Annotated in this window: 22 protein-coding genes; 12 read left to right on the top strand and 10 right to left on the bottom strand. The window is 53.6% G+C overall.

Annotation, left to right across the window (positions count from 1 at the left end):
- Positions 1–4: 4 nt before the first annotated feature.
- Together aaeA and aaeX are read right to left on the bottom strand one after the other, a co-directional pair.
- Complete coding sequence (aaeA, locus tag HV107_RS07360) at positions 5–937, bottom strand: p-hydroxybenzoic acid efflux pump subunit AaeA (protein WP_182063480.1); 933 nt, start codon at positions 935–937, stop codon at positions 5–7.
- Positions 938–944: 7 nt separating this feature from the next.
- Positions 945–1,148, bottom strand: a complete 204-nt coding sequence (gene aaeX / locus HV107_RS07365) for a p-hydroxybenzoic acid efflux pump operon protein AaeX (protein WP_003860416.1) — start codon at positions 1,146–1,148, stop codon at positions 945–947.
- 179 nt (positions 1,149–1,327) lie between these two features.
- Here aaeX and aaeR point away from each other — a divergent pair, with 179 nt between their 5' ends.
- Complete coding sequence (gene aaeR, locus HV107_RS07370) at positions 1,328–2,254, top strand: HTH-type transcriptional activator AaeR (protein WP_014071991.1); 927 nt, start codon at positions 1,328–1,330, stop codon at positions 2,252–2,254.
- 217 nt (positions 2,255–2,471) lie between these two features.
- Entirely contained in the window at positions 2,472–3,086 is a 615-nt protein-coding gene (locus tag HV107_RS07375) for a YagU family protein (protein WP_182062713.1), read from the top strand.
- Between the two features lie 50 nt (positions 3,087–3,136).
- Here the strand turns inward: HV107_RS07375 and tldD are convergent, their stop codons facing one another.
- From tldD to csrD, 8 genes are all read right to left on the bottom strand, one after another.
- The gene (tldD, locus tag HV107_RS07380; protein ID WP_182062714.1) at positions 3,137–4,582 is read right to left on the bottom strand and encodes a metalloprotease TldD; all 1,446 of its coding nucleotides are present in this window, start codon (positions 4,580–4,582) and stop codon (positions 3,137–3,139) included.
- Between the two features lie 86 nt (positions 4,583–4,668).
- Complete coding sequence (gene yhdP, locus HV107_RS07385; RefSeq protein WP_182062715.1) at positions 4,669–8,469, bottom strand: AsmA2 domain-containing protein YhdP; 3,801 nt, start codon at positions 8,467–8,469, stop codon at positions 4,669–4,671.
- A 43-nt stretch (positions 8,470–8,512) separates the two neighbouring features.
- Positions 8,513–9,982, bottom strand: coding sequence for a ribonuclease G (gene rng / locus HV107_RS07390; protein ID WP_014071995.1), 1,470 nt, complete (start codon positions 9,980–9,982; stop codon positions 8,513–8,515).
- Entirely contained in the window at positions 9,972–10,565 is a 594-nt protein-coding gene (locus HV107_RS07395) for a nucleoside triphosphate pyrophosphatase (protein WP_014071996.1), read from the bottom strand. Before HV107_RS07395 ends, rng begins: the two co-directional genes overlap by 11 nt.
- A 9-nt stretch (positions 10,566–10,574) precedes the next feature.
- Positions 10,575–11,063 (bottom strand): rod shape-determining protein MreD, encoded by a 489-nt coding sequence (gene mreD, locus HV107_RS07400; RefSeq protein WP_014071997.1) that lies wholly within the window; start codon positions 11,061–11,063, stop codon positions 10,575–10,577.
- On the bottom strand, positions 11,063–12,079 hold the full coding sequence (mreC, locus tag HV107_RS07405) for a rod shape-determining protein MreC (RefSeq protein ID WP_182062716.1): 1,017 nt from the start codon (positions 12,077–12,079) through the stop codon (positions 11,063–11,065). The genes mreD and mreC overlap by 1 nt, the downstream gene beginning before the upstream one ends.
- Before the next feature lie 62 nt (positions 12,080–12,141).
- Positions 12,142–13,185 (bottom strand): rod shape-determining protein MreB, encoded by a 1,044-nt coding sequence (mreB, locus tag HV107_RS07410; protein WP_000913396.1) that lies wholly within the window; start codon positions 13,183–13,185, stop codon positions 12,142–12,144.
- Between the two features lie 280 nt (positions 13,186–13,465).
- A complete protein-coding gene (gene csrD / locus HV107_RS07415; RefSeq protein ID WP_182062717.1) occupies positions 13,466–15,406 on the bottom strand; it encodes an RNase E specificity factor CsrD in 1,941 nt (646 codons plus the stop codon).
- Between the two features lie 183 nt (positions 15,407–15,589).
- Here csrD and HV107_RS07420 point away from each other — a divergent pair, with 183 nt between their 5' ends.
- The 10 genes from HV107_RS07420 (at position 15,590) to HV107_RS07465 (ending at position 24,337) form a co-directional block, all read left to right on the top strand.
- Complete coding sequence (locus HV107_RS07420; RefSeq protein ID WP_182062718.1) at positions 15,590–16,564, top strand: MDR family oxidoreductase; 975 nt, start codon at positions 15,590–15,592, stop codon at positions 16,562–16,564.
- Positions 16,565–16,641: 77 nt separating this feature from the next.
- The gene (msrP, locus tag HV107_RS07425) at positions 16,642–17,643 is read left to right on the top strand and encodes a protein-methionine-sulfoxide reductase catalytic subunit MsrP (protein ID WP_182062719.1); all 1,002 of its coding nucleotides are present in this window, start codon (positions 16,642–16,644) and stop codon (positions 17,641–17,643) included.
- Positions 17,644–18,243, top strand: coding sequence for a protein-methionine-sulfoxide reductase heme-binding subunit MsrQ (gene msrQ, locus HV107_RS07430; protein ID WP_182062720.1), 600 nt, complete (start codon positions 17,644–17,646; stop codon positions 18,241–18,243).
- A 234-nt stretch (positions 18,244–18,477) separates the two neighbouring features.
- Entirely contained in the window at positions 18,478–18,930 is a 453-nt protein-coding gene (gene aroQ, locus HV107_RS07435) for a type II 3-dehydroquinate dehydratase (RefSeq protein ID WP_025756653.1), read from the top strand.
- A gap of 21 nt (positions 18,931–18,951) precedes the next feature.
- A complete protein-coding gene (gene accB / locus HV107_RS07440) occupies positions 18,952–19,416 on the top strand; it encodes an acetyl-CoA carboxylase biotin carboxyl carrier protein (protein ID WP_182062721.1) in 465 nt (154 codons plus the stop codon).
- 10 nt (positions 19,417–19,426) lie between these two features.
- Positions 19,427–20,776, top strand: a complete 1,350-nt coding sequence (gene accC / locus HV107_RS07445) for an acetyl-CoA carboxylase biotin carboxylase subunit (RefSeq protein ID WP_182062722.1) — start codon at positions 19,427–19,429, stop codon at positions 20,774–20,776.
- 108 nt (positions 20,777–20,884) lie between these two features.
- Entirely contained in the window at positions 20,885–21,127 is a 243-nt protein-coding gene (locus HV107_RS07450) for a YhdT family protein (RefSeq protein ID WP_182062723.1), read from the top strand.
- On the top strand, positions 21,117–22,568 hold the full coding sequence (gene panF / locus HV107_RS07455; RefSeq protein ID WP_182063481.1) for a sodium/pantothenate symporter: 1,452 nt from the start codon (positions 21,117–21,119) through the stop codon (positions 22,566–22,568). Before HV107_RS07450 ends, panF begins: the two co-directional genes overlap by 11 nt.
- Positions 22,569–22,578: 10 nt before the next feature.
- Positions 22,579–23,460 (top strand): 50S ribosomal protein L11 methyltransferase, encoded by an 882-nt coding sequence (gene prmA / locus HV107_RS07460; protein WP_182062724.1) that lies wholly within the window; start codon positions 22,579–22,581, stop codon positions 23,458–23,460.
- Positions 23,461–23,596: 136 nt separating this feature from the next.
- A complete protein-coding gene (locus HV107_RS07465; protein WP_182062725.1) occupies positions 23,597–24,337 on the top strand; it encodes a carbonic anhydrase in 741 nt (246 codons plus the stop codon).
- Positions 24,338–24,550 lie beyond the last annotated feature (213 nt).

Genomic DNA, 24,550 nt, shown 5'->3' on the forward strand with positions numbered 1-24,550 from the left:
GCGATTAACCAAACTCACGCAGGCGATGTGCGATTTTACGGAAGATAGAGTCCTGGCTGGCATCCCGGTCTTTTTCGCCGGTGATCACTACCGTAGCGGTTGTCCCCGCAGGCCACAGGTTACCCTGCTGCTCATCCAGATGAATACGCACCGGCACACGCTGCGCCAGACGCACCCACTCAAGGTTGGAATCAACGGTTGCCATCCCTTTCGTGTCGCTGGTGCTGCTGGAGTTAGTCACACCCGCAGCCACGCTGTCCACCGTACCTTTCAGCACGCGGTTACTGCCAAGCGGAGTAATTTCTGCACGATACCCCGGACGCACGCCCTCAAGCTTAGTCTCTTCCATATAGGCGAGCACGTAGAACGAGTTTTGCTTCACCAGCGCGACCGCGGTGGAACCCCGGGTAATAAACTCACCGGTATAAACGTTCAGGTTAGTCACCCAGCCATCAGATGGCGCACGGATTACGGTACGCTCCAGATCGAGCTTCGCCAGATCGCGCGTTGCTTCTGATTTTGCCAGTTGATGCAGCACGGTTTGCAGCACGTTATTGGACTGGTCAATCTCTTCACGAGACATGGCCTGAATACCCAACTGGTTGCGGCGTCCGGCTTCACGACGTTTTTCAGCCGCCAGCGCCTGGTAGTAGGCTACGTCTGCGTCAGCCTCTTCTAAGGCTTTTTGGTAACGTGGCTGGTCGATGGTGAACAGCACCTGATCCTTTTTCACCAGTTGGTTATCGTGTACGTTCACCGCAGTGATAAGACCGGCGACATCAGGTGCAATTGCCACCACATCGGCACTGAAACGCGCATCGCGCGTCCACGGTGATTCGGTGTAATAGACCCAGGCGCGAAAAATAGCGATGAACGCGAGGATAACCAGCGCCATGGTAATGGCGGTGCGGGAGATTTTTCTTGTTAGCGTTTTCACATCGACCTCAGACAAACATGCGCGATATTAGATAAAACAGGCAGCAATACAGCGCGGTATTAAACAATGCAGGATGCCAGACGAAATCGTAGATCCCGGTAGGAACCAGCACCTTGCGCACCAGCCAGAAGATCGCCAGTGATAAAAGAAGTTCGAAAAATATCGGTGGGAACGACAAACCGAACACCACGATAACGGGAAACAGACTCATGTTGACCTTGATTAGAGAGAGTGCAGGCTACAGAATTTTTAAGCACACGCCACCGCAGGAGAGCAAGAAAGGCTGGGCGAGAGTGGCGTAGCCGTTATGTAATTAATAATATATTAACGTAACTGTTATGCTGTTATCTATAATATGTGATCTAAATCACTTTTAAGCCAGAGTGAACAATGGAACGTTTAAAACGCATGTCGGTCTTCGCCAAAGTGGTCGAACTTGGCTCCTTTACTGCCGCTGCCAGACAGCTCCAGATGAGCGTCTCTTCCATCAGCCAGACGGTTTCGAAACTGGAAGATGAGCTACAGGTCAAACTGTTGAACCGGAGCACTCGCAGTATTGGGCTGACGGAAGCTGGCAAAATTTACTACCAGGGTTGCCGTCGCATGTTGCAGGAAGTGCAGGAAGTGCACGAGCAGCTCTACGCCTTTAACAACACGCCCATCGGTACGCTGCGCATCGGTTGTTCTTCAACTATGGCACAAAATGTACTCGCTGGCATGACGGCTGAAATGCTCAAAGAGTACCCCGGATTAACGGTAAATCTGGTCACGGGTATCCCCGCCCCGGATCTGATCGCCGATGGGCTTGATGTGGTGATCCGCGTCGGCGCATTGCAGGACTCCAGCCTCTTTTCTCGCCGTCTGGGGAGTATGCCCATGGTGGTCTGTGCTTCAAAAAGCTATCTGGCGCAGTATGGTGTCCCGGAAAAACCCGCCGATCTCAGCAACCATTCATGGCTGGAGTACAGCGTTCGCCCGGACAACGAATTCGAGTTGATTGCCCCGGAAGGCCTTTCAACGAAACTGCTGCCGGAAGGGCGGTTTGTCACCAACGATCCGATGACCATCTCGCGCTGGCTGGTTGCCGGTGCCGGGATCGCCTACGTACCACTGATGTGGGTGATCAACGAGATCAACAGCGGGGTACTGGAGATCCTGTTCCCGCGCTATCAATCCGATCCGCGTCCGGTGTATGCCCTGTATACCGAAAAAGACAAGCTGCCGCTGAAAGTGCAGGTGTGTATTAACTATCTGACGGAGTATTTTGTGGAAGTGGCGGAGCTTTTTCAGGGAATGCGGGGAAGACGCAAAGAGTAATAATTAAATCCCGGAAAGAATATTTGGCATGAACATTTCCGGGATTTTTCCGCCGCACTTAAGGAATTTTCCGCCCTCCTATCAAGAATAGCGAATTGACACTGCCACCACCTGACATTTACCGTGTAAGCAGTCTGACATTCAGACTGTTATTTTTTTGTTACCAATATGAATAATAAAAATATATTTTTCAGGATTATTTAAACAAGGACCAGAAATGAATCTATTTGAACAAACACCGCCTTCGCGCAGGCGCTACGGGCTAGCCGCGTTCATTGGCTTGATCGCAGGGATTGTCTCCGCGTTCGTCAAATGGGGAGCCGAAGTACCACTGCCCCCGCGTAGCCCTATTGATTTATTCAGCGGCGCATGTGGGCCAGAGCAATTAATAAGAGCAGCCGGGCAGATTGACTGTTCTCGCAACTTTTTAAACCCGCCTTATATATTTCTACGCGACTGGCTGGGCGTTGTTGATCCTAACGCGGCAGTTTACACATTCGCTGGTCATATATTTAACTGGGTTGGCGTAACGCACATTATTTTTTCTATCGTCTTCGCCGTAGGTTATTGCATAGTTGCAGAAGTCTTCCCAAAAATAAAACTCTGGCAAGGCCTGCTCGCCGGTGCATTAGCTCAGCTCTTTGTTCACATGATCTCGTTCCCACTGATGGGGCTGACACCACCGCTCTTCGAACTTCCCTGGTATGAGCATGTTTCAGAGATCGTGGGCCATCTGATCTGGTTCTGGTCGATTGAAATTATTCGTCGTGATTTGCGTAACCGCATCACTCACGAGCCCGACCCTGAGTTCCCGCGCGGAAACTTACGTTAAAAAAAATGGCGCTACCCACAGAGTAGCGCCATTTTTCATGACGGGTCAGGTCAGGCTGTGCCGCCCACCGTCAGGCTGTCCACTTTCAGTGTTGGCTGGCCCACGCCAACCGGCAGGCTCTGACCTTCTTTACCGCAGACGCCCACGCCGTTATCCAGCTTCAGATCGTTACCCACCATCGAAATCTGCTGCATGGCTTCAATGCCGGAGCCAATCAGGGTTGCGCCCTTCACAGCTTTGGTCACTTTGCCTTTCTCAATCAGATACGCTTCTGAAGTAGAGAAGACAAATTTACCGGAGGTGATATCCACCTGGCCGCCGCCAAAGTTTGGCGCGAAGATACCGTAATCAACGGATTCGATAATCTCCTGCGGTGTGGATTTGCCCGCCAGCATGTAGGTGTTGGTCATACGCGGCATCGGCAGGTGCGCATAAGACTCACGACGGCCATTACCGGTTGGCGCAACGCCCATCAGGCGCGCATTAAGTTTGTCCTGCATATAGCCTTTCAGTACGCCGTTTTCGATAAGCACATTGTACTGGCCTGGCGTGCCTTCATCGTCGATAGCCACAGAGCCACGGCGATCGTGCATCGTGCCATCATCCACCACAGTGCAAAGTTCAGACGAGACAAGCTGCCCCATCTGACCACTGAATACGGAAGTGCCACGGCGGTTAAAATCGCCTTCCAGACCGTGACCGACAGCTTCATGCAGCAGCACGCCCGGCCAGCCAGCACCCAGCACCACCGGGAATGTCCCCGCTGGGGCAGCAACTGCATTCAGATTCACCAACGCCATACGCACGGCTTCTTTGGCCCACGCGTCAGCGCGTGTTTCACCGTCAACATCGCCCAGGAACCAGTCATAGCCGAAACGACCGCCGCCGCCGCTTGAGCCGCGCTCACGTTTACCGTCGTCATCGACCTGCACGCTAATAGAAAGACGCACAAGCGGACGTACATCCGCTGCCAGGGTGCCGTCAGTCGCAGCAACCAGGATTAATTCATAGACACCGCTCAGGCTGGCGGACACTTCCTGCACACGCTTATCGGCGGCGCGAGCCACTTTATCCACGCGGCGCAGAATATCCAGCTTCTCTTCGCGGCTCATGCTTTGCAGTGGATCGATGCTGGTATACAGCGCGGAATGTTGTACTTCACCCAGCGTTTTTACCCGGCCATCGCCGGTTTCACGCACAATGGTACGCGCGGCCTGCGCGCTCTGCTCCAGCGCAGTCAGGCTTATCTGATCCGCATAGGCAAAACCGGTTTTCTCACCGCTGACGGCACGCACACCAACGCCCTGGTCGATGTTATAAGAGCCATCTTTAATGATGCTGTCTTCTAAAACCCAGGATTCGTGATAGCTCGACTGAAAGTAAAGATCGCCGTAGTCAAGTCGGCGTTCGGTCAGTTGACCAAGAATGGAAAACAGGTCCTGATGGCTCAGGCCGTTCGCTGCCAGCAGATGTTCACTTACCAGGTTCAGACTCATCGTTTTGCTACTCGTTCGTTGCCGCCGCATGGCGGTAAATAAATTCTTATCAGTTGAGAGTGAGGCAATTAAGCGCCTTCGTCAAATCATTGCTGTGCATCTTTGCGCGGCTGGCGCAGCACTTCATTAATCTGCGGCTTATCAACCGGGCCCGTAATACGGTAACGCAGAATAGAGACTTTACTCCACAGCGGCCCCAGCACTTTACTGGCTGCAAACACCGCCGCGCCGATAATCGGGTTCACCACGAATGCCGTCGCAACACCGACGGTTGCAGAGATCTCTGGCGCAACCACGGCCTCCATATCCAGCTCGCGGCGAACGAGATCCACCGACCCTTTCATGGCAATATCGGCTTCCAGGCCATCCACCAGCGTGTCGTCAGTGTGCAGCACACCATCTTTGATCCAGGCAGTACTGCGGATGGAATCATAGTAGAAACCTTCGCTGAAGGTATCGCTGAAATCGAAGCGCAGCTTACGCAGCAGCGCGTCAAAGCTCAGCAGGCGCAGGATCTGCCCGGCATGACCGGTACTGACATCTGCAATTTCCCCTTTGCCAAAGTTAGTTTTCAGGATGCCGTTCAGAGAGGCTTCGTCTGGTTTCCACGGCGCAGCACGCCAGTGCAAATCATAGTTAACGTCAAACGAGGAGCCACGCAGCGGGGTACTGATACCAAAGAAGTTGGCCGCTGCATCCAGTTTGTTCCCCTTAATTTGCCCCTTGAGGGATGTACGCTGCTCGCCTGGGTTATTTACCCATTCGCCTTCTGCTGTCAGGCGTCCAAAACCGGTATCCACCAGACCACCGGAAAGACTCAACGTATTTCCCTGTATCGCTAAATCACCGTCGATACGGCCATACTTTTGTCCCCACAGCCAGCACTCGGCGCAACGCAGTTGCAGATCGGGCCAGCCGCTGAAATCCACACGCGCAGTGCTGCTGAACGGCGACGCGTTTGCTGACTGATCTTTCCCGGGCGCGGTCGCCGGGTTGTAGTAGAGATAGCGGATCGCCGCTTGCCACGGCGCATTATTACGCAGGGTGAGTGTGCCGTTGATCTCCCGGCCCTGCGCTTCGACTTTCGAGCCCGTCGCCGTGGGCTGTGAAACAATGCTCAGGTTATTCCACTGCTGTCCGGCCATGGTCAGCGCCGGGGTGCGCAGGGTAACGGTTTGCGGGAACTGCGCTGCATCGTCAACATTTTGCCCGATGCCTTGCTGGAGCAGGGCCAGCCATTCAGCGCCATCCATCGGCGGTAAATTCAGCTCGATTCCTGATTGTTCCGGCAATGGCGGGATTGTGCGGCTGTCCGTGGTCCAGATAGCTTTATCAAGCGTAAGCTTGCGGTTCAGCAGCCAGCGGCTATTAAAGTGGTTCGTGCCGTTCGCATTACCAGTCAGCTCAAAGCTGTTCAGGTTGCCATCCACGTTAAGCTTCACTGGCAGTGACTGGCCGGCTTTCTTATCCAGCGGCGCCGGAAGGTCACTGCTGATGTTTTTAAGGTCGCCGGTAATATCGACTTTATACCGCGCACTGGCGTGATATGGCAGATCAATGGCAACCTTACCATTCCAGGACACAGCGCCGTTAATGGCGCCCGCAATCGGCTTTGGCAACACGTCCATACGGGAAGGCTGCCAGCTGGCGTCCAAATTGACGGCCACCTGATAGGCTTTTTCACCCTCTGTGGTCGAAAAATCGATGTTAACCGGCTGATTGAACCAGCTCGCCTTCAGCGGGTCACTCTTCAGATTGCCGTTTTCAAAGCTGAACTGCCCGGTGAGGTTTTTCAGGGTGCTATTAAGCGGTTTGATAAAGAGGCTGTTGTTATTGAGCCGGACGTCGCCTTTGGCGGTGGTCATCTTCCCGTCCAGCGGGATATCCAGATGTAAGCGAGCATTCACATCGCCATCAAGCTGCAACTCCTGAAGGGTAGCAGCCAGGGACTCTTTCAGCGGCGTCTCTTCAAAGTACGGACCAACGGCTTTGCCTGGGCCATTGATATCCGCATCAATGAGCAGTTTTTCTTTCGAATAGTCCGGTATGTTCGCCGTCAGGTTGCTGGCGGTCACGCCCCCGAGCCCAACACTTGCCGACTTCATCCACAGCCCGTCATTGAGGAAGTTAAGCTCAATATCGAGGTTTTTCAGCGCAGGCCAGTTTGGCTGGAAGGCAAAGGTGGCGTTGTGCAAAGGCACCAGCACCTGGAACTGCCCTTCATTATGCTTGTACGGGAAAAGGTGCGGGTTGCCGCCATACACCAGCGTGGCGTTATCCGCCTGACCGCCCTGGATCGCACCGCTCAGGTAATCCACCAGCTCTTTACCCATCAGGTTTTCCGGGAAGTAGCGCCAGGCCTGAGAGCCATCGTCAGTGCTAATGCCTGCCAGGATGCCGAGCCAGGGCTCATCTCCCTCCGGCTGCAAATAACGGAAGTCACCGCGGGCATGAACCCCTTTGGCTTTCACATCAATGTTGCGCCCATCCAGCTGGAAGCCTTTATCATTTTTGAGCCAGTTGAGTGTAGCGGTGCCCTTTTCTATCTCCAGCGGGGCGCGGAATACCGTTTCGTATGGCATTTTGGCGTCGGCCATTTCTGCCGTCAGCCTGCCGTCCTCAACGCTGCCTTCCAGCTTGCCGCTAAAGTGCTGCGCGCCTGGCAGCAGTTTCCACTGTTTCCAGGCCAGGTCTTTCCAGGTCACCTGGAAGCGGGTTTTTTCTGTGACCTGTAATGGGATATCCAGCGCCAGCGTCTCTATCTGCCCGCTTGGTTGTGTTGCCAGCCAGATGTCACCCAAATCAGGAGAGAGTTTGGCCGCCATTGAACGCAGCCCTTCAACTGCGGCCAAATCCAGGTTGCTGGCACGAATGCGTAGCTCATCGCTACGTTTACCACTTGTCCCGCCAACATCCTGCTCAGGGATCCAGGCCAGCGCCAGCTCGCCACGCGGCCAGGGTTTGTTGTCCATGGTGATGCGCGTATCCGGGATTGCAAATTGCCAGCCGTTCTGTACTTTGGTGATGTGTGCGGTCAGGTTATCAACGGAAAGCTGATGCTGCTGGTTTTCCCCTTTCCAGCTCCCGCCCCCCTGCTTTAGCCAGATATCGCCGCTGGCAAATTCGCCTTTGGTCAGCGTCATCCAGCCTTCCAGGCTAAAACGGGCGGTTTCCAGCTGCATGTTTTGCTGTAACCAGTCGCCAAGCCAGGGCTTCACATCCACATCATCGGCTTGCAGCCAGACCTTGCCATTGTTCAGCAGACCATTGTCATCTCGCAGATCCATACGCACCTGCATCACGCCATGCTGCCCGTTCAGGCTGGAAAGATTAACCTGCCCTTCAGCGCGATGCCGGTCTTTGCCGTTAAGCCAGGTCAGCTGCGGAATGGCCAGCTCTGCGCGCTGGCCGGAGAGCGTGATAAAGCTCACTTCGCTGTCGCGCAAATCGAAATGATCGAACTGACGCAGGAAGAGATCGCTTATCCGGTTGGTTTCAATACCCTGGCTACTGTCGTCGCTGCGCAGCGGCGTGTTGGTCAGAAACTGGAGCTGATAAAAGGTGAGATCGCGAAACTGCCAGCGAAGGTGCAGCAAGCTTTGCCACACATCCAGCGCCAGAGTCACACGTTTGATTTTCAGATAGCCGCCATCTTTCAGGCTGGCATTGATATCCCGCACATCGAGCGTCGGGCCGAAGTTTTGCCAGTTGGCACTAACCTGGCTCACATCCACCGGCACGCCGGTGGAGGATTCGATTTTCGCCAGCACCTGCGGGCGCCAGCTGTCCAGATGCGGTAAAACGAGGCGCAGCCCGCTCACGAGCAACGCGACAATCACGACAAGCGTTGCCCCTGTAAGCAGTAAAATCCCCGGCAATCGCCTCACGCATCTCTCCTTGTCAGCCTTTGGTCTCGCAGCGTACTGCGTCTTACATCATGACGACGTCAAACTGCTCCTGGTTATAGAGCGGCTCGATTTGCACTTTAACCTGTTTGCCGACAAAGATTTCCACTTCCGCCAGCGCGTGCGACTCTTCGCCTTTGAGGGCCTCAGCCACCGCAGGGGAAGCATAGACCAGAAAACGGTCAGAGTCGTAGGCGTGATGGACACGAACAACTTCACGCATGATTTCGTAACAGACAGTCTCCACCGTCTTTACGGTGCCACGGCCATGACAGGTCGGGCATTCATTACACAGCACGTGCTCTACGCTTTCGCGGGTACGCTTACGCGTCATTTCCACCAGACCCAGCTGCGAGAAGCCGTTGATACTGGTTTTCACGCGATCTTTACTCAGCGCCTGCTCCAGCGAGTGCAGTACGCGACGGCGGTGATCTTCATTATTCATATCGATAAAGTCGATGATGATAATGCCGCCCAGATTCCGCAGACGAAGCTGGCGCGCGATGGCCTGCGTCGCTTCGATGTTGGTATTGAAAATGGTGTCGTCCAGATTACGATGGCCAACAAAAGCCCCGGTATTGATATCCACCGTGGTCATGGCTTCGGTCTGATCGATAATCAGATAACCGCCCGATTTCAGCTCAACCTTGCGCTCAAGCGCGCGCTGGATCTCGTTCTCTACGTCATAGAGATCGAAAATCGGCTGGCGGCCGGAGTAGTGCTCCAGCAGACCGGGCATTTCCGGGATATATTCGGCGGTAAACTCCAGTAGCGCTTCATACGTCAGGCGGGAGTCAACACGAATTCTGTCGAGCTGCGCATCGGCAAAGTCACGCAATACGCGCTGAGCGAGCGCCAGTTCGCCGTACAGCTGGTAACGGGTCTGGTTGCGTTTTTTACGCTCCATCACCTTGGTCCAGACGCGCTTCAGGTAGGCCGCATCAGACGCCAGATCCTCTTCGCTGATCCCTTCCGCCGCAGTACGGATGATAAATCCGCCCTGCTCGTCGCAGTACGCGCTCACTACTTTTTTCAGGCGTTCACGTTCGCTTTCGCTCTCAATGCGCTGTGAAACGCCAACGTGCGAAGCACCCGGCATAAAGACCAGATAACGGGAAGGAAGCGTGATGTCGGTCGTCAGACGTGCGCCTTTGGTGCCCAGGGGATCTTTCACCACCTGCACCATCAGATCCTGGCCCTGACGCACCAGCTCGGAGATGTCGCGGACGGCAAACTGTTTTTGCTCTTCGCCTGCCACGCACTCGGTGTGCGGCATGATATCGGAGGCATGTAAAAATGCCGCCTTATCCAGTCCAATATCTACAAAAGCCGCCTGCATGCCCGGTAGTACACGACTGACACGACCTTTGTAGATATTGCCTACTATTCCGCGCCGCGCTTCACGCTCAATATGAATTTCCTGAAGAATGCCACCATCAATGTAGGCCACACGGGTTTCCGATGGCGTTACGTTTACCAACAATTCAGCCGTCATAATTATCCCTTCCCTCACGCAGTGAGTTAAAATTGCTCAGCAACTCATACGTTTCCACCAGCGGTAAGCCGACCACGGCGTGATAGCTGCCATTAATCTTCCTGACAAAACAGCCACCCAACCCTTGAATACCGTATGCACCTGCTTTATCCATTGGTTCACCGCTGGCGATATACGCGGCGATCTCATCGTCGGTAAGCACTCTGAACGTGACGTCCGTAACCACCAGGCAATCCAGTACGTCCTGGCTATCAGCCAGTGCCACTGCGGTCATCACCTGGTGTGTTTGCCCGGACATCTTGCGCAGCATCCGCGCCGCATGTTCTGCGTCACGGGGTTTCTCAAGGACTTCACCATTAAGAATAACGATGGTATCTGCCCCCAGCACCGGTAAGTCACGCGGCACAAGCGCCACACCAGCACGCGCTTTTTCACGAGCCAGACGAGAAACGTACTGCTGGGCGCTTTCACCCTCAGCACGTTTTTCTTCAATACCGGTAACGATGCGTTCAAAGGAGACGCCCAACTGAGTGAGCAACTCCTGACGACGCGGTGAACCAGAGGCAAGATATACAGACGTCATAGAAACCTTTTATTGCACGGCAAACTGCTGGCGAACTTTACGCATCAGCAGGAACAGCCACGGCCAGAGCACACCATTCACTACACTACTCCAGAACACTTCCGGTCGGAAAGAGACATTGATCACTAAAAACTCTGCCCAGAAAACAACGATATCCGCAGCAAGCGACAACAACATCACCACCAGCGCCTGTTGCCAGAGCGCGAGGTTACGAAAGAGCTGGAATTTGAGTGCGACGAGGTACGCAATAATGCTCATGGATAAGGCGCGCACGCCAAGCGTAGAGCCACTAATGAGATCCAGTATGGCACCCATCACAAAACCTGTGCCGACATTTACGCGGTGCGGCAGGGCAAGGATCCAGTAGAGCAAAATGAGCAATACCCAGTTTGGCCGGAAGACGAGGATGTCGTCCGGCCAGGGCATAATTTGCAGCAATAGTGCAATGAGAAACGAGAGCCAGATAACCCAGCGTCCCTGGCTACGATAACTTGCCACTACTGCCCTCCCTGGGAGAGTCGCGGTGGCGGTGGCGCATCCGGTAGAGGCTGCGTTAATCCCGTAGCAGGCGCAGGGACTGGCGCAGGTGGCCCCATAGAGTCAGCCGGCGGAAGCACCTGCGGCATCATTTGCATCAGGCGTTCATTCGCAACACGGTGAACCTCTTCCGGGGTCATCGGGTTAGTGCCGTTACGATCGGCCCCCCACAGCAGCAGCAAATAGCGCAGACGCTGTAAACCTGCCGTTGGACGAGCCTGAATCACGGTGTAAGCACGCTGGGTATCAAGCTTCACAGACGAGACAACCCCAACCGGATAACCTTCAGGGAAGCGTCCGCCAAGGCCGGATGTCACCAGCACATCACCCACACGAATATCCGTGTTGGCTGGCAGGTGTTCCAGTTGCAGATCGTCCGTACAGCCGTTGCCGGCCGCAATCACACGGATGTCGTTACGCAGTACCTGAATCGGCAGTGCATGGGTTGCATCGCAAATCAGCAGGACGCGGCTGGTCAATTTCGCGACCGCCACAACCTGGCCGACAACGCCTTTATCACTGATTACAGGCTGGCCTTCATAAACCCCGTTGACGCTGCCTTTGTCGATCACCACCTGATCGCTGTAAGGATCGTTCACGGTGGAGATGACCTGGGTCACCATTTTCTGCTCGTCCTGACGCAGCGGCGAGCCAAGCAGTTCACGCAGACGCGCGTTTTCCTGCTTATATTGGCCAAGCATCAGCAGCTCGCTATTTTTCAGCAGCAGTTCCTGACGTAACGCCCGGTTTTCAAGTTCGAGCTGGTCGCGTGAAGACAACGTTTGAGAAACGGAGTCGAGTAATTCACGGGGACCATTTGATACAAAGTAGAAAGGACTGACGGCGGTATCCATGTACGTTCTGATTTGGCTGAACGTACCGAGGCGGCTATCGGCAATAATGACACCAAGCGCCACCAGAACCGCCAGGATCAGGCGAAACTGTAGCGATGGGCCACGGCTAAAAATTGGCTTCATAGGCTATGCGTATTCTCGCGTCAGAGAGAAAGGGTAGCAATTTGCTACCCTTTCACAACCGACTACTCTTCGCTGAACAAGTCGCCGCCGTGCATGTCGATCATTTCCAGCGCCTTGCCACCACCACGGGCGACGCAAGTCAGTGGATCTTCTGCAACTACGACAGGAATACCTGTCTCTTCCATTAACAGGCGGTCGAGGTTACGCAGCAGCGCACCACCACCGGTCAGCACCATACCGCGCTCAGAGATATCAGAAGCCAGTTCTGGTGGGCACTGCTCCAGAGCAACCATTACCGCGCTCACGATACCGGTCAGCGGCTCTTGCAGCGCTTCCAGGATTTCGTTGGAGTTCAGGGTAAAGCCGCGTGGAACGCCTTCAGCCAGGTTACGACCACGAACTTCGATTTCGCGAACTTCGTCACCCGGGTAAGCAGAACCGATTTCGTGCTTGATACGCTCTGCGGTGGCTTCACCGATCAGAGAGCCGTAGTTACGGCGCACATAATTAATAATGGCTTCGTCGAAGCGGTCACCACCGATACGTACGGAAGAGGAGTAAACCACGCCGTTCAGGGAGATAACGGCCACTTCAGTGGTACCACCACCGATATCAACCACCATAGAACCGGTCGCTTCAGACACAGGCAGACCCGCACCGATTGCCGCAGCCATTGGCTCTTCAATCAGGAACACTTCACGCGCACCAGCACCCTGAGCGGATTCACGGATTGCACGACGTTCTACCTGAGTTGCACCAACGGGCACACACACCAGAACACGCGGGCTTGGACGCATGAAGCTGTTGCTGTGAACCTGCTTGATGAAGTGCTGAAGCATTTTTTCAGTCACGAAGAAGTCAGCAATAACACCGTCTTTCATTGGGCGGATCGCGGCGATGTTGCCTGGGGTACGACCCAGCATCTGCTTCGCATCATGACCAACAGCAGCCACGCTTTTTGGCGAGCCGGCACGGTCCTGACGAATGGCCACAACGGAAGGCTCATTCAATACGATGCCTTGTCCTTTTACATAAATAAGGGTATTCGCGGTACCCAGGTCAATGGACAGGTCATTGGAAAACATGCCACGAAATTTTTTCAACATACTAAGGGATAATCCTGAAAGCTGGGGCGGAAAACAAAATCCGCTTACTTTACCAACCACACGCAGCAGCGACAAGGCGCAAAAATCGTCTGCTACGGTGAAAATTAGTGCAGTACGTTTCCTTTGTTACAAATTCATCCCCTGAGTCCCTCAGGGCTGAGTAAACAGTAGCGTCCCTCACTTTCATTTGTAACCAGTCAAAGGTCGTTCACTGGCTTTTGCTCGTCAAACTCAAAGCTACAGGCGCGATATTCTACGTGAAAACAAATTAAACGGCAGGTCAAACAGAGTATCTTTGCAAATATTTTTTCACATTGGTGTCAAGCGGCTGAGAGGACGCAAAAAAATCACCCTGACCACCCACAACACCGCGCTCTGTCAACATCTGCCATTCGCTTCGTGATCGCACGCCGGTGGCAAATACTTGTGTTCGCGTTCCCTTGCACGCTTCAACCAGGCTCTGAACCAACAGCTGGTTTTCCGTGCGTTTTTCGATATTCCTTACCAGCCCTGGATGAAGTTTCAATAATTCAACATCCAGTTCCTTGATCCAGCTGGTGCTGACCAGCGTCAAGCCCGCCTGCGTGACCGCCACACGAGCGCCGAGCGCATTCATCAAACGTACCATCGGGCGTAACCGGCTGATGTGTTGACCTACATCCGCCTCAGCAAGTTCAAAAATAATGCGTTTGCGTTGCGATTTTTCGCATTGCATTAATATATCGCGTAGCCAGCGCTGAAAACGCGGGCGAATTAAAGACTCGACGGTGACCTGTAATGCCAGGTTTTCCTCTGGCCAGAAAGATAAGAAGGGAATAAGCCGCGTAATCTGCTGGCGGTCGTACTCTTCTGATAGCCCAAATTGCAACACAATCGGCAGATACTCTGCGGAAATCACCTCTTCCGTTCCGTCGAAAATACGGCACATCAGTTCACGATGATGCACATGGCCATTTTTCATCACCGCAGGTTTTTGATAAATACGTGGCCCGCCGCGACTCAGCATTTGCTCAATCAGCGTTCGCCAGCGCACATTCCCGCGCCCTTTCTCCGGCAGCGAGTCATCATATACCGCCCACCCGTTTGCCCCTTGCAACACGGCGTTGCGGGTGGCTGCTTCCGCATGTTCCATGACCTGTTCAGTCGACTGGCCGCCGCGCCAGGCACAGATACCAATGTGTACCATGTCATCCCTGTCGAGCATTTTGCTTTGTGGCAATGCATCGACGGCTTTAAGCAGTTGACCTGCAATGCTTTCAGATTCTTTTAGCGTACGGTGAGGCAACAGCACGGCAAAATCGCTGCGGTGATAGCGCGCCAGCAGAGAGCCAGGATAGCGCATAATAAAGGTCGACAGCAGGTTAATAAGGATAAAGAGATTGTCTTCCGCCACGGCCCGTCCCCAGTTGTCCCGCAGCAGATCAAAATCGGGCAGGCGGATCATCATCACGACCCCGTGCGTCCCTACTTTTTCAGGATCGTCCAGCAGCGTAGCCAACTGATTATCAAAGAAGAGACGGTTATTCAGGCCGGTTTTATTGTCCTGCGCGGCGTAGGACCGAATCAGTGTATCCATACGACTGCGCTGATCGCTGGCAAACTGGATTTCCGAAAGCAGCACGTCCAGGGCGCTGCTGGTACGCGTCGGCCATTCGTAAATTGACCCGCGAACCTGCGGCCCACGTTCGCCATTTAAAATGCGTACCGAGCGGTTTTCCAGCAGCTCCTGCCCTGAAAGCTGACGACGCTGCCAGCGCACGGCCAGAAAAATCAGCAGCACAATAAACCCCACCGCCAGAGTAAGCGGTGCGGTGGTCATTAAAGAGCGGAAGTAATTTGCCATCGGATCCTGATAAGCCAGTTTGATGGTCATACCTGGATTTTTGAGCGAATGAACCGTCACTTCACGATACTGGTTCATCATGCCTGCCGGACGGTAGCTTCCCTGCCGGGCATGGCTGAAGACGAGCGAATTCCCCTGGCGGATGTCTATCTGAACGATATCAACCGGCACCATAATTTCATCCAGTTCACGGGACAGTGCTGGCAACGGCGTGGTCACCAGACGCGTATCAATGACGGATGCAACAGACTGGACCCGATTAACCAGCTTGTCCTGAATGGCGTTATAAAAGCTCAGGGAACAGCCGATGAGGGTGACAAAGATGGTGAGTCCCGTCAGCAGCGTGATAAAAGCCGAGAATTTCGTCGTTAATCGCATCCTTGAGATTACTCCGTGGGTTGATGGGGTAGCGAGTAAGCGCTAACTTGCATTTCAAATGCGGCATACTACCAAACCTGGTGTTTCTGGCAATTTATTGCGTTAAATCGGCATTGGCTTTCAATGAGCGAGTATAGTCTTCAGAAAATTTTTTCCAATCATCATACGTAGTGAGGACCCTGTATGCAGGCTTTGATCTTAGAACAGCAGGACGGCAAAACGCTTGCCTCGGTGCAAACCATTGAAGAGAGCCGTCTGCCGGAGGGTGAAGTAACCGTCGACATCGACTGGTCCAGCCTGAATTATAAGGATGCGCTGGCCATTACGGGCAAAGGCAAAATCATTCGTAATTTCCCGATGGTTCCAGGTATCGATTTTGCCGGGCGTGTGCATACGAGCGAAGATCCACGCTTCCACCCAGGACAGCAAGTATTGCTCACCGGCTGGGGGGTTGGCGAAAACCACTGGGGAGGTCTGGCAGCTCAGGCCCGGGTGAAAGGTGACTGGCTGGTGCCTATGCCGAAAGGCCTGGATGGGCGTAAAGCGATGATCATTGGTACCGCAGGCTTTACCGCCATGCTTTGCGTAATGGCGCTGGAAGATGCAGGTATTCGTCCTGAGTCAGGTGAAATCGTTGTCACCGGAGCCAGCGGTGGCGTGGGCAGTACCGCCGTGGCTCTGCTGCATAAATTAGGCTATCAGGTTGCTGCCGTATCTGGACGCGAAAGCACGCACGACTACCTGCGCCAGCTGGGTGCTAACCGGATCCTGGGACGTGACGAATTTGCCGAAACCCGTCCACTGGAAAAACAGATCTGGGCTGGTGCAGTCGATACCGTGGGCGACAAAGTGCTGGCAAAAGTGCTGGCGCAAATGAACTACGGCGGTTGCGTAGCCGCCTGCGGTCTGGCGGGTGGATTTACCCTGCCAACCACCGTAATGCCGTTTATTCTGCGTAATGTGCGTTTACAGGGGGTGGATTCCGTCATGACCCCTGCGGCGCGTCGTGCAGAAGCCTGGGAACGCTTGTCTCGTGACCTGCCAGAATCATTCTACGCCCAGAGTGCAACGGAAATTAGCCTTAGCCAGGCACCGGAATATGCCGGTAAGATCATGGACAACCAGTTCCACGGCCGCGCGCTGGTGAAAATTGTCTAATCTTCAAATTTTCGTGACATATTCGCGCTAACCCTTCTCCTCCGTCATGCTTAGAAAAACGCATGACGGAGGATGCCATGAAAACCAAAAAACTGACGGAAGCCGACGTAACGTCCGAGTCTGTCTTTATGTTACAGCGCCGCCAGATCCTGAAAATGCTTGGCATCAGCGCAACCGCCCTGACGCTCTCACCGGCAGCCCATGCCGACCTGCTTGACTGGTTTAAAGGTAACGATCGCCCGAAAGCCCCTTCCGGCGCGCCACTCACCTTTACCAAACCAGCCGAATGGCAAAACAAACTCGCTTTAACGCCCGAAGACAAAGTCACTGGTTACAATAACTTCTACGAGTTTGGTCTTGATAAGGCCGACCCGGCGGCCAACGCTGGCGGAATGAAAACCGATCCCTGGACGCTGAAAATTGACGGTGAGGTCGCGAAGCCCCTGACCCTGGATCATCACGACCTGACCACCCGTTTCCCGCTGGAAGAGCGCATCTACCGTATGCGCTGTGTCGAAGCCTGGTCGATGGTCGTGCCCTGGGTGGGGTTCCCGCTGCATAAGCTACTGGAGATGGTAGAACCCACCAGCAATGCAAAATATGTCGCTTTTCAGACGCTCTACTCCCCGGATGAGATGCCCGGCCAGAAGGACCGGTTTATCGGCGGTGGGCTGGATTATCCTTATGTAGAAGGGTTGCGCCTCGATGAGGCCATGCACCCGCTCACCCTGCTTACGGTGGGTGTGTACGGTAAAGCTCTCCCGCCACAAAACGGCGCACCTGTTCGCTTAACCGTGCCGTGGAAATACGGATTTAAAGGGATTAAATCGATTGTCAGTATTAAGCTCACACGCGAGCGCCCTCCTACCACCTGGAATCTGGCCGCGCCCGATGAGTACGGTTTTTTTGCCAATGTGAATCCGCATGTGGATCACCCGCGCTGGTCGCAGGCTACAGAACGTTTTATCGGCTCAGGCGGCGCACTGGACGTTAAGCGTCAGCCAACGCTGCTGTTTAACGGCTACGCCGATGAGGTCGCTTCTCTGTATCGCGGCCTGAATTTACGGGAGAATTTTTAAGTGCGTTTAAGCGTAAAACAGATAACCTGGCTCAAGGTCATTTTGCACTTAGCAGGATTGCTTCCATTTATCTGGCTGTTTTGGGCAGCCAGTCACGGGTACTTCAGCGCCGACCCGGCAAAGGATATTCAACACTTTACCGGTAGGATGGCTCTGAAATTTCTGCTGGCCACCTTGCTGGTTTCCCCTTTAGCGCGCTACGCTAAACAGCCATTATTGATACGTACCCGTCGGCTTTTAGGGCTATGGTGTTTTGCCTGGGCGACGCTACACCTCACCAGCTATGCGCTGCTTGAGCTGGGTATTAACAATCTGGCATTGTTGGGTCGTGAGCTGGTTACGCGTCCTTATCTGACGTTAGGTATCGTCAGCTGGCTGATTTTACTGGCACTGACGCTGACTTCGACGCAATATGCGCAGCGAAAACTGGGCAAGCATTGGCAACTGCTGCACAACTTCGTCTATCTTGTCGCGATCCTCGCCCCCATACATTACCTGTGGTCAGTGAAGATTTTATCCCCGCAACCCATCATCTACGCACTGCTGGCCCTGGCGCTTTTAGCGTGGCGTTACAAGAAGTTCCGCCAGTGGATGAGATAGTTCGCCAAACTGTGCGTTTTCCCGCAGATTACTTATCCGCCGCGACTCTTTTTCGGATAGCGGTTGATAATCTTCCCTGATAAGACCAGTATTTAGCTGCCAAATGCTACGAAATCGTTATAATGTGCGACCTTGGTTTTCCTGACAGGGGTTTTAGGCCTCTGAAAAGGTGACAATCGCGCATCGAAGGTATATTTTGTTTTTTACCGGAGAATCGCAGGAGATAGCAGCACAATGGCTGACAAGTTCCAGATCTTAGTTTTGAACGGACCGAACTTAAACATGCTCGGCACCCGTGAGCCAGAGAAGTACGGCACGCTGACATTGAGTGAAATTGTTAACCGTCTTGGGACGGAAGCAGCCTCGTTGAATGTGGATTTGGATCATTTTCAGTCAAACGCGGAGTACGCACTCATCGACCGTATTCATCAGGCTAAAGACAATGTGGACTATATCCTGATCAATCCGGCCGCGTTTACGCACACCAGTGTTGCTATCCGTGACGCGCTGCTCGCGGTGAGTATCCCGTTCATCGAGATCCACCTGAGCAACGTACATGCGCGGGAGCCGTTCCGTCACCATTCGTATCTGTCGGATATCGCCGCTGGCGTTATCTGCGGACTTGGTGCGGACGGTTATTCATACGCTTTACAGACAGCGGTAAAACGCTTGTCACAATCACACTAAACAAGAGTACGGAACCCACTCATGGATATTCGTAAGATTAAAAAACTGATCGAGCTGGTTGAAGAATCAGGCATCTCCGAACTGGAAATTTCTGAAGGCGAAGAGTCTGTACGCATCAGCCGTGCAGCCCCAGCCGCTAGCTTCCCGGTAATGCAGCAAGCATACGCTACGCCGATGATGCAGCAGCCAGCCCTTTCTAACGCAGTTGCGCCGGCAGCAGAAGCGCCAGCAGCGGCGGCAGCAGAAATCAGTGGTCACATCGTACGTTCCCCAATGGTTGGTACTTTCTACCGCACCCCGAGCCCAGACGCGAAAGCGTTCATCGAAATCGGTCAGAAGGTCAATGTAGGCGATACCCTGTGCATCGTTGAAGCCATGAAAATGATGAACCAGATCGAAGCAGACAAATCAGGTACTGTGAAAGCGATTCTGGTCGAAAGTGGTCAGCCGGTTGAATTCGACGAGCCGCTGGTCGTCATCGAGTAACGAGGCGAACATGCTGGATAAAATTGTTATCGCCAACCGCGGCGAGATTGCTCTGCGTATTCTTCGTGCCTGTAAAGAACTGGGCATCAAGACTGTCGCTGTGCACTCAAGCGCGGATCGCGATTTAAAACACGTATTGCTGGCGGATGAGACGGTCTGTATTGGCCCGGCTCCGTCCGTAAAAAGCTATCTGAACATCCCGGCTATCATCAGTGCCGCTGAAATCACCGGCGCGGTGGCAATTCATCCGGGTTATGGTTTCCTCTCTGAGAACGCCAACTTTGCTGAGCAGGTTGAACGCTCTGGCTTCATCTTCATCGGCCCGAAAGCCGACACCATTCGCCTTATGGGTGACAAAGTGTCTGCGATCACGGCGATGAAAAAAGCCGGTGTTCCAACCGTACCAGGTTCTGACGGCCCTCTGACCGACGACATGGATGCTAACCGTGCTCATGCTAAACGCATTGGCTACCCGGTTATCATCAAAGCGTCCGGCGGCGGCGGCGGTCGCGGGATGCGCGTTGTGCGCGGCGATGCTGAACTGGCGCAGTCCATCTCCATGACCAAAGCTGAAGCGAAAGCCGCGTTCAGCAATGACATGGTGTACATGGAAAAATACCTGGAAAACCCACGTCACATCGAAATTCAGGTGCTGGCAGACGGTCAGGGTAACGCTATCTATCTGGCAGAACGTGACTGCTCTATGCAGCGTCGTCACCAGAAAGTCGTTGAAGAAGCACCAGCGCCGGGTATTACCCCGGAACTGCGTCGTTACATCGGCGAGCGTTGCTCTAAAGCCTGTGTGGATATCGGCTATCGCGGTGCAGGTACTTTTGAGTTCCTGTTCGAAAACGGCGAGTTCTATTTCATCGAAATGAACACCCGTATTCAGGTAGAACACCCGGTTACCGAAATGATCACCGGTGTTGACCTGATCAAAGAACAGCTGCGTATTGCAGCCGGTCAGCCACTGTCCATCAAACAGGAAGAAGTTGTGGTCAAAGGCCATGCGGTAGAATGCCGTATCAACGCCGAAGACCCGAACACCTTCCTGCCAAGCCCGGGTAAAATCACGCGTTTCCACGCGCCGGGTGGTTTTGGTGTGCGTTGGGAGTCTCATATCTACGCCGGTTACACCGTACCGCCGTACTATGACTCAATGATCGGTAAGCTGATTTGTTACGGCGAAAACCGTGACGTGGCAATTGCCCGCATGAAAAACGCCCTGCAAGAACTTATCATCGACGGTATCAAAACCAACGTTGACTTGCAGATGCGTATCATGAGCGACGAGCACTTCCAGAATGGTGGAACTAACATCCACTATCTGGAGAAAAAACTCGGTATGCACGAGAAGTAAGACTGCATCGACGCTAAAAGGCCGGATTATCCGGCCTTTTTTATTTCTGGGGATCCGAAAGCCCCATCATGTACAATCCCCGCTTTCTTCATCCACAAGGGACGACAAATGGACACGCGTTTTGTTCAGGCCCATAAAGAGGCGCGCTGGGCGCTGTGGCTGACCCTTCTCTATCTTGCAGCATGGTTAGTGACTGCTTACTTACCTGATTCTGCTATTGGCATTACCGGCCTTCCGCACTGGTTTGAAATGGCCTGCCTGCTGTTACCGTTGGTTTTTATTGTGTTGTGCTGGGCAATGGTGAAATTTATCTATCGTGATATTCCGCTGGAGGACGATGATGCAGCTTGAGGTCATTCTGCCCCTTATCGCTTACCTGCTGGTGGTGTTTGGTCTGTCGGTTTATGCCATGCGTAAAAGAACGACAGGCACCTTCCTGAACGAGTATTTCCTCGGTAGCCGCTCGATGGGTGGCGTCGTGCTGGCCATGACGCTCACGGCTACCTACATCAGCGCCAGCTCGTTTATTGGCGGGCCGGGAGCTGCCTATAAATACGGGTTAGGCTGGGTGCTGTTAGCGATGATTCAGCTTCCTGCCGTCTGGCTCTCTCTGGGCATACTCGGCAAAAAGTTTGCCATCCTTGCACGTCGTTATAATGCCGTAACGCTCAACGATATGCTGTTTGCCCGCTACCAGAGCCGCTTACTGGTATGGCTGGCGAGCTTAAGCCTGCTGGTCGCCTTTGTTGGTGCGATGACGGTGCAATTTATCGGTGGTGCGCGTCTGCTGGAAACCGCAGCGGGTATTCCCTACGAAACGGGGCTTATCATCTTCGGGGTCAGCATTGCGCTCTATACCGCCTTTGGCGGGTTCCGTGCCAGCGTGCTGAACGATACGATGCAGGGCATGGTCATGCTCATCGGTACGATTGTTCTGCTGGTGGGTATCGTTCATGCCGCAGGTGGCCTGAGCCATGCTGTTGAAACTCTGGAAGCGATCGATCCGAAACTGGTCTCGCCGCAGGGGGCGGATGATATCCTTTCTCCGACATTCATGACCTCCTTCTGGGTGCTGGTCTGCTTTGGGGTGATTGGCCTGCCGCATACCGCCGTACGTTGTATCTCTTATAAGGACAGTAAGGCGGTTCATAAAGGCATCATCATTGGCACCATTGTGGTTGCCATCCTGATGTTTGGAATGCATCTGGCAGGTGCATTAGGCCGCGCTGTGATTCCGGATCTCACCGTGCCGGATCTGGTGATCCCGACATTAATGGTCAAAGTTCTGCCGCCGTTTGCCGCCGGGATTTTCCTTGCCGCACCGATGGCCGCCATCATGTCGACAATCAACGCCCAATTGCTGCAAAGTTCCGCTACGATCATTAAAGATCTCTATCTGAGCGTGCGTCCCGAGCAGGTCACCAATGAAACTCGCTTAAAACGCATGTCGGCCCTGATAACACTGGTGCTGGGAGCGCTGTTGTTATTAGCCGCCTGGCGTCCGCCAGAGATGATCATCTGGCTCAACCTGCTTGCGTTTGGCGGCCTGGAAGCCGTGTTCCTGTGGCCACTGGTTCTGGGGCTGTACTGGGAGCGGGCAAATGCCGCTGGCGCATTAAGCGGTATGATTGTCGGGGGAGTGCTGTATGCCGTCCTGGCAACATTTAAAATTCAGTACCTGGGCTTCCATCCGATTGTGCCTTCGCTACTGTTAAGTTTGCTGGCGTTTGTGGTGGGTAACCGTTTTGGTCAACCTGTGCCACAGGCCGCCGTAATTTCTACTGATAAATAAAGAGTTTGCCATGCCGTGGATCCAACTAAAACTGAACACAACCGGCGCTAACGCCGAAGAGCTGAGCGATGCGCTGATGGAAGCCGGTTCGGTTTCTATCACCTTCCAGGACACGCATGACACCCCGGTGTTTGAGCCGCTGCCTGGCGAAACACGCCTGTGGGGCGACACTGACGTTATCGGCCTGTTCGACGCAGAAACCGACATGAAAGAGGTGGTCGCTGTCCTGGAAAACCACCCGCTGTTGGGTGAAGGCTTTGTGCACAAGATTGAGCAACTGGAAGACAAAGACTGGGAGCGCGAGTGGATGGATAACTTCCATCCGATGCAGTTCGGTAAACGTCTTTGGATCTGCCCAAGCTGGCGCGACGTGCCGGATGAAAACGCGGTTAACGTGATGCTTGATCCGGGTCTGGCGTTTGGTACGGGTACACACCCGACAACGTCACTGTGCCTGCAATGGCTGGACGGTCTGGATCTGGAAGGAAAAACAGTGATCGACTTCGGTTGCGGATCCGGGATCCTCGCCATCGCGGCACTGAAACTGGGCGCAGCAAAAGCCATCGGGATCGATATCGATCCGCAGGCGATTCAGGCCAGCCGTGATAACGCTGAACGCAACGGCGTATCAGACCGTCTTGAACTGTATCTGCCAGACGCTCAGCCAGAGGTCATGAAAGCCGATGTGGTGGTCGCCAACATCCTGGCCGGCCCATTACGCGAACTGGCCCCGTTAATCAGCGTGCTGCCCGTTGAGGGGGGTCTGCTGGGCCTTTCGGGAATACTGGCAAGCCAGGCCGACAGCGTCTGTGAAGCTTATGCCGACCTCTTTGCGCTTGACCCGGTGGTCGAGAAAGAGGAATGGTGCCGTATTACAGGACGTAAAAAATAAGTTTTTGGCGTGGTCATCTGACCACGCCTTTCCCTTCTGATTTTCCTCTCATCCCCTGCCATTCTTCGTTAAAATAACCACACAAATCATAGTAATAATTATTGATTTGGATAATAAAATTCACAGGAAGAATACTATGACTCACTTTACTGGCAAGGCAGCGCTGCTGGCGCTAAGCATTATCTCGTTCTCAGCATCTGCGTCTCACTGGGGCTATGAAGGAGAAGGCGCACCTGAGCATTGGGGAGAATTGGACGACGCATACAAAACCTGTAAAAACGGGGTTAACCAGTCTCCCGTTAACATCGATACCACCGCCAAAGCCCACCTCTCTCCTTTGCAAACGCATTACAGCGAAGGGCCTGTCTCTCTGACGAATAATGGACATACCATTCAGGCGGGTGAAAAGGCCGGAACACATGACAGTATCACCCTCGATAAACAGAGCTGGATCCTGCAACAGTTCCATTTCCATGCCCCAAGCGAAAACACAGTGCATGGCAAAAAATACGCGATGGAAATGCATCTGGTGCACAAAAATGCCGAGGGGGAACTGGTGGTAGTCGCCGTGATGTTTGATCAAGGCGCAGCTAACTCAGAGCTGGAAAAACTGTGGGCCGTGATGCCAGGACAAGCCGACCAGAACGTTAGCATTACGTCGAACCTCAATCTGAATAAATTACTGCCAACCGACAAAACGTTCTGGCGTTTTAGCGGTTCTCTGACCACTCCACCTTGCTCTGAGGGCGTCACCTGGGTTGTCCTCAAACACCCACTGACCCTTTCTACAGAACAACTGGAGAAATTCACCCATACCATGCATCACGATAATAACCGCCCGGTACAGTCACTTCATGGCCGCGTCATTGTCGAATAACGTGCATTTTTTGCGCTAAGATCATGTTCTAAATTGCGACGTAGATCGCATAGAACCGGGATAATCCGCTGCAAAAAACAGCAGATTATCCCGCTTAAGTGATACCTTTATTCAGAAATGATGAGAAGTTACGGGAAATTGTAAGAGACGATAAAATAACCGTTATCGCATAACATAATGATTTAAATAATGAATAATTTTTACCACAGGCCC

It is taken from the genome of Enterobacter sp. RHBSTW-00175 (assembly GCF_013927005.1).
Lineage (GTDB): Bacteria > Pseudomonadota > Gammaproteobacteria > Enterobacterales > Enterobacteriaceae > Enterobacter.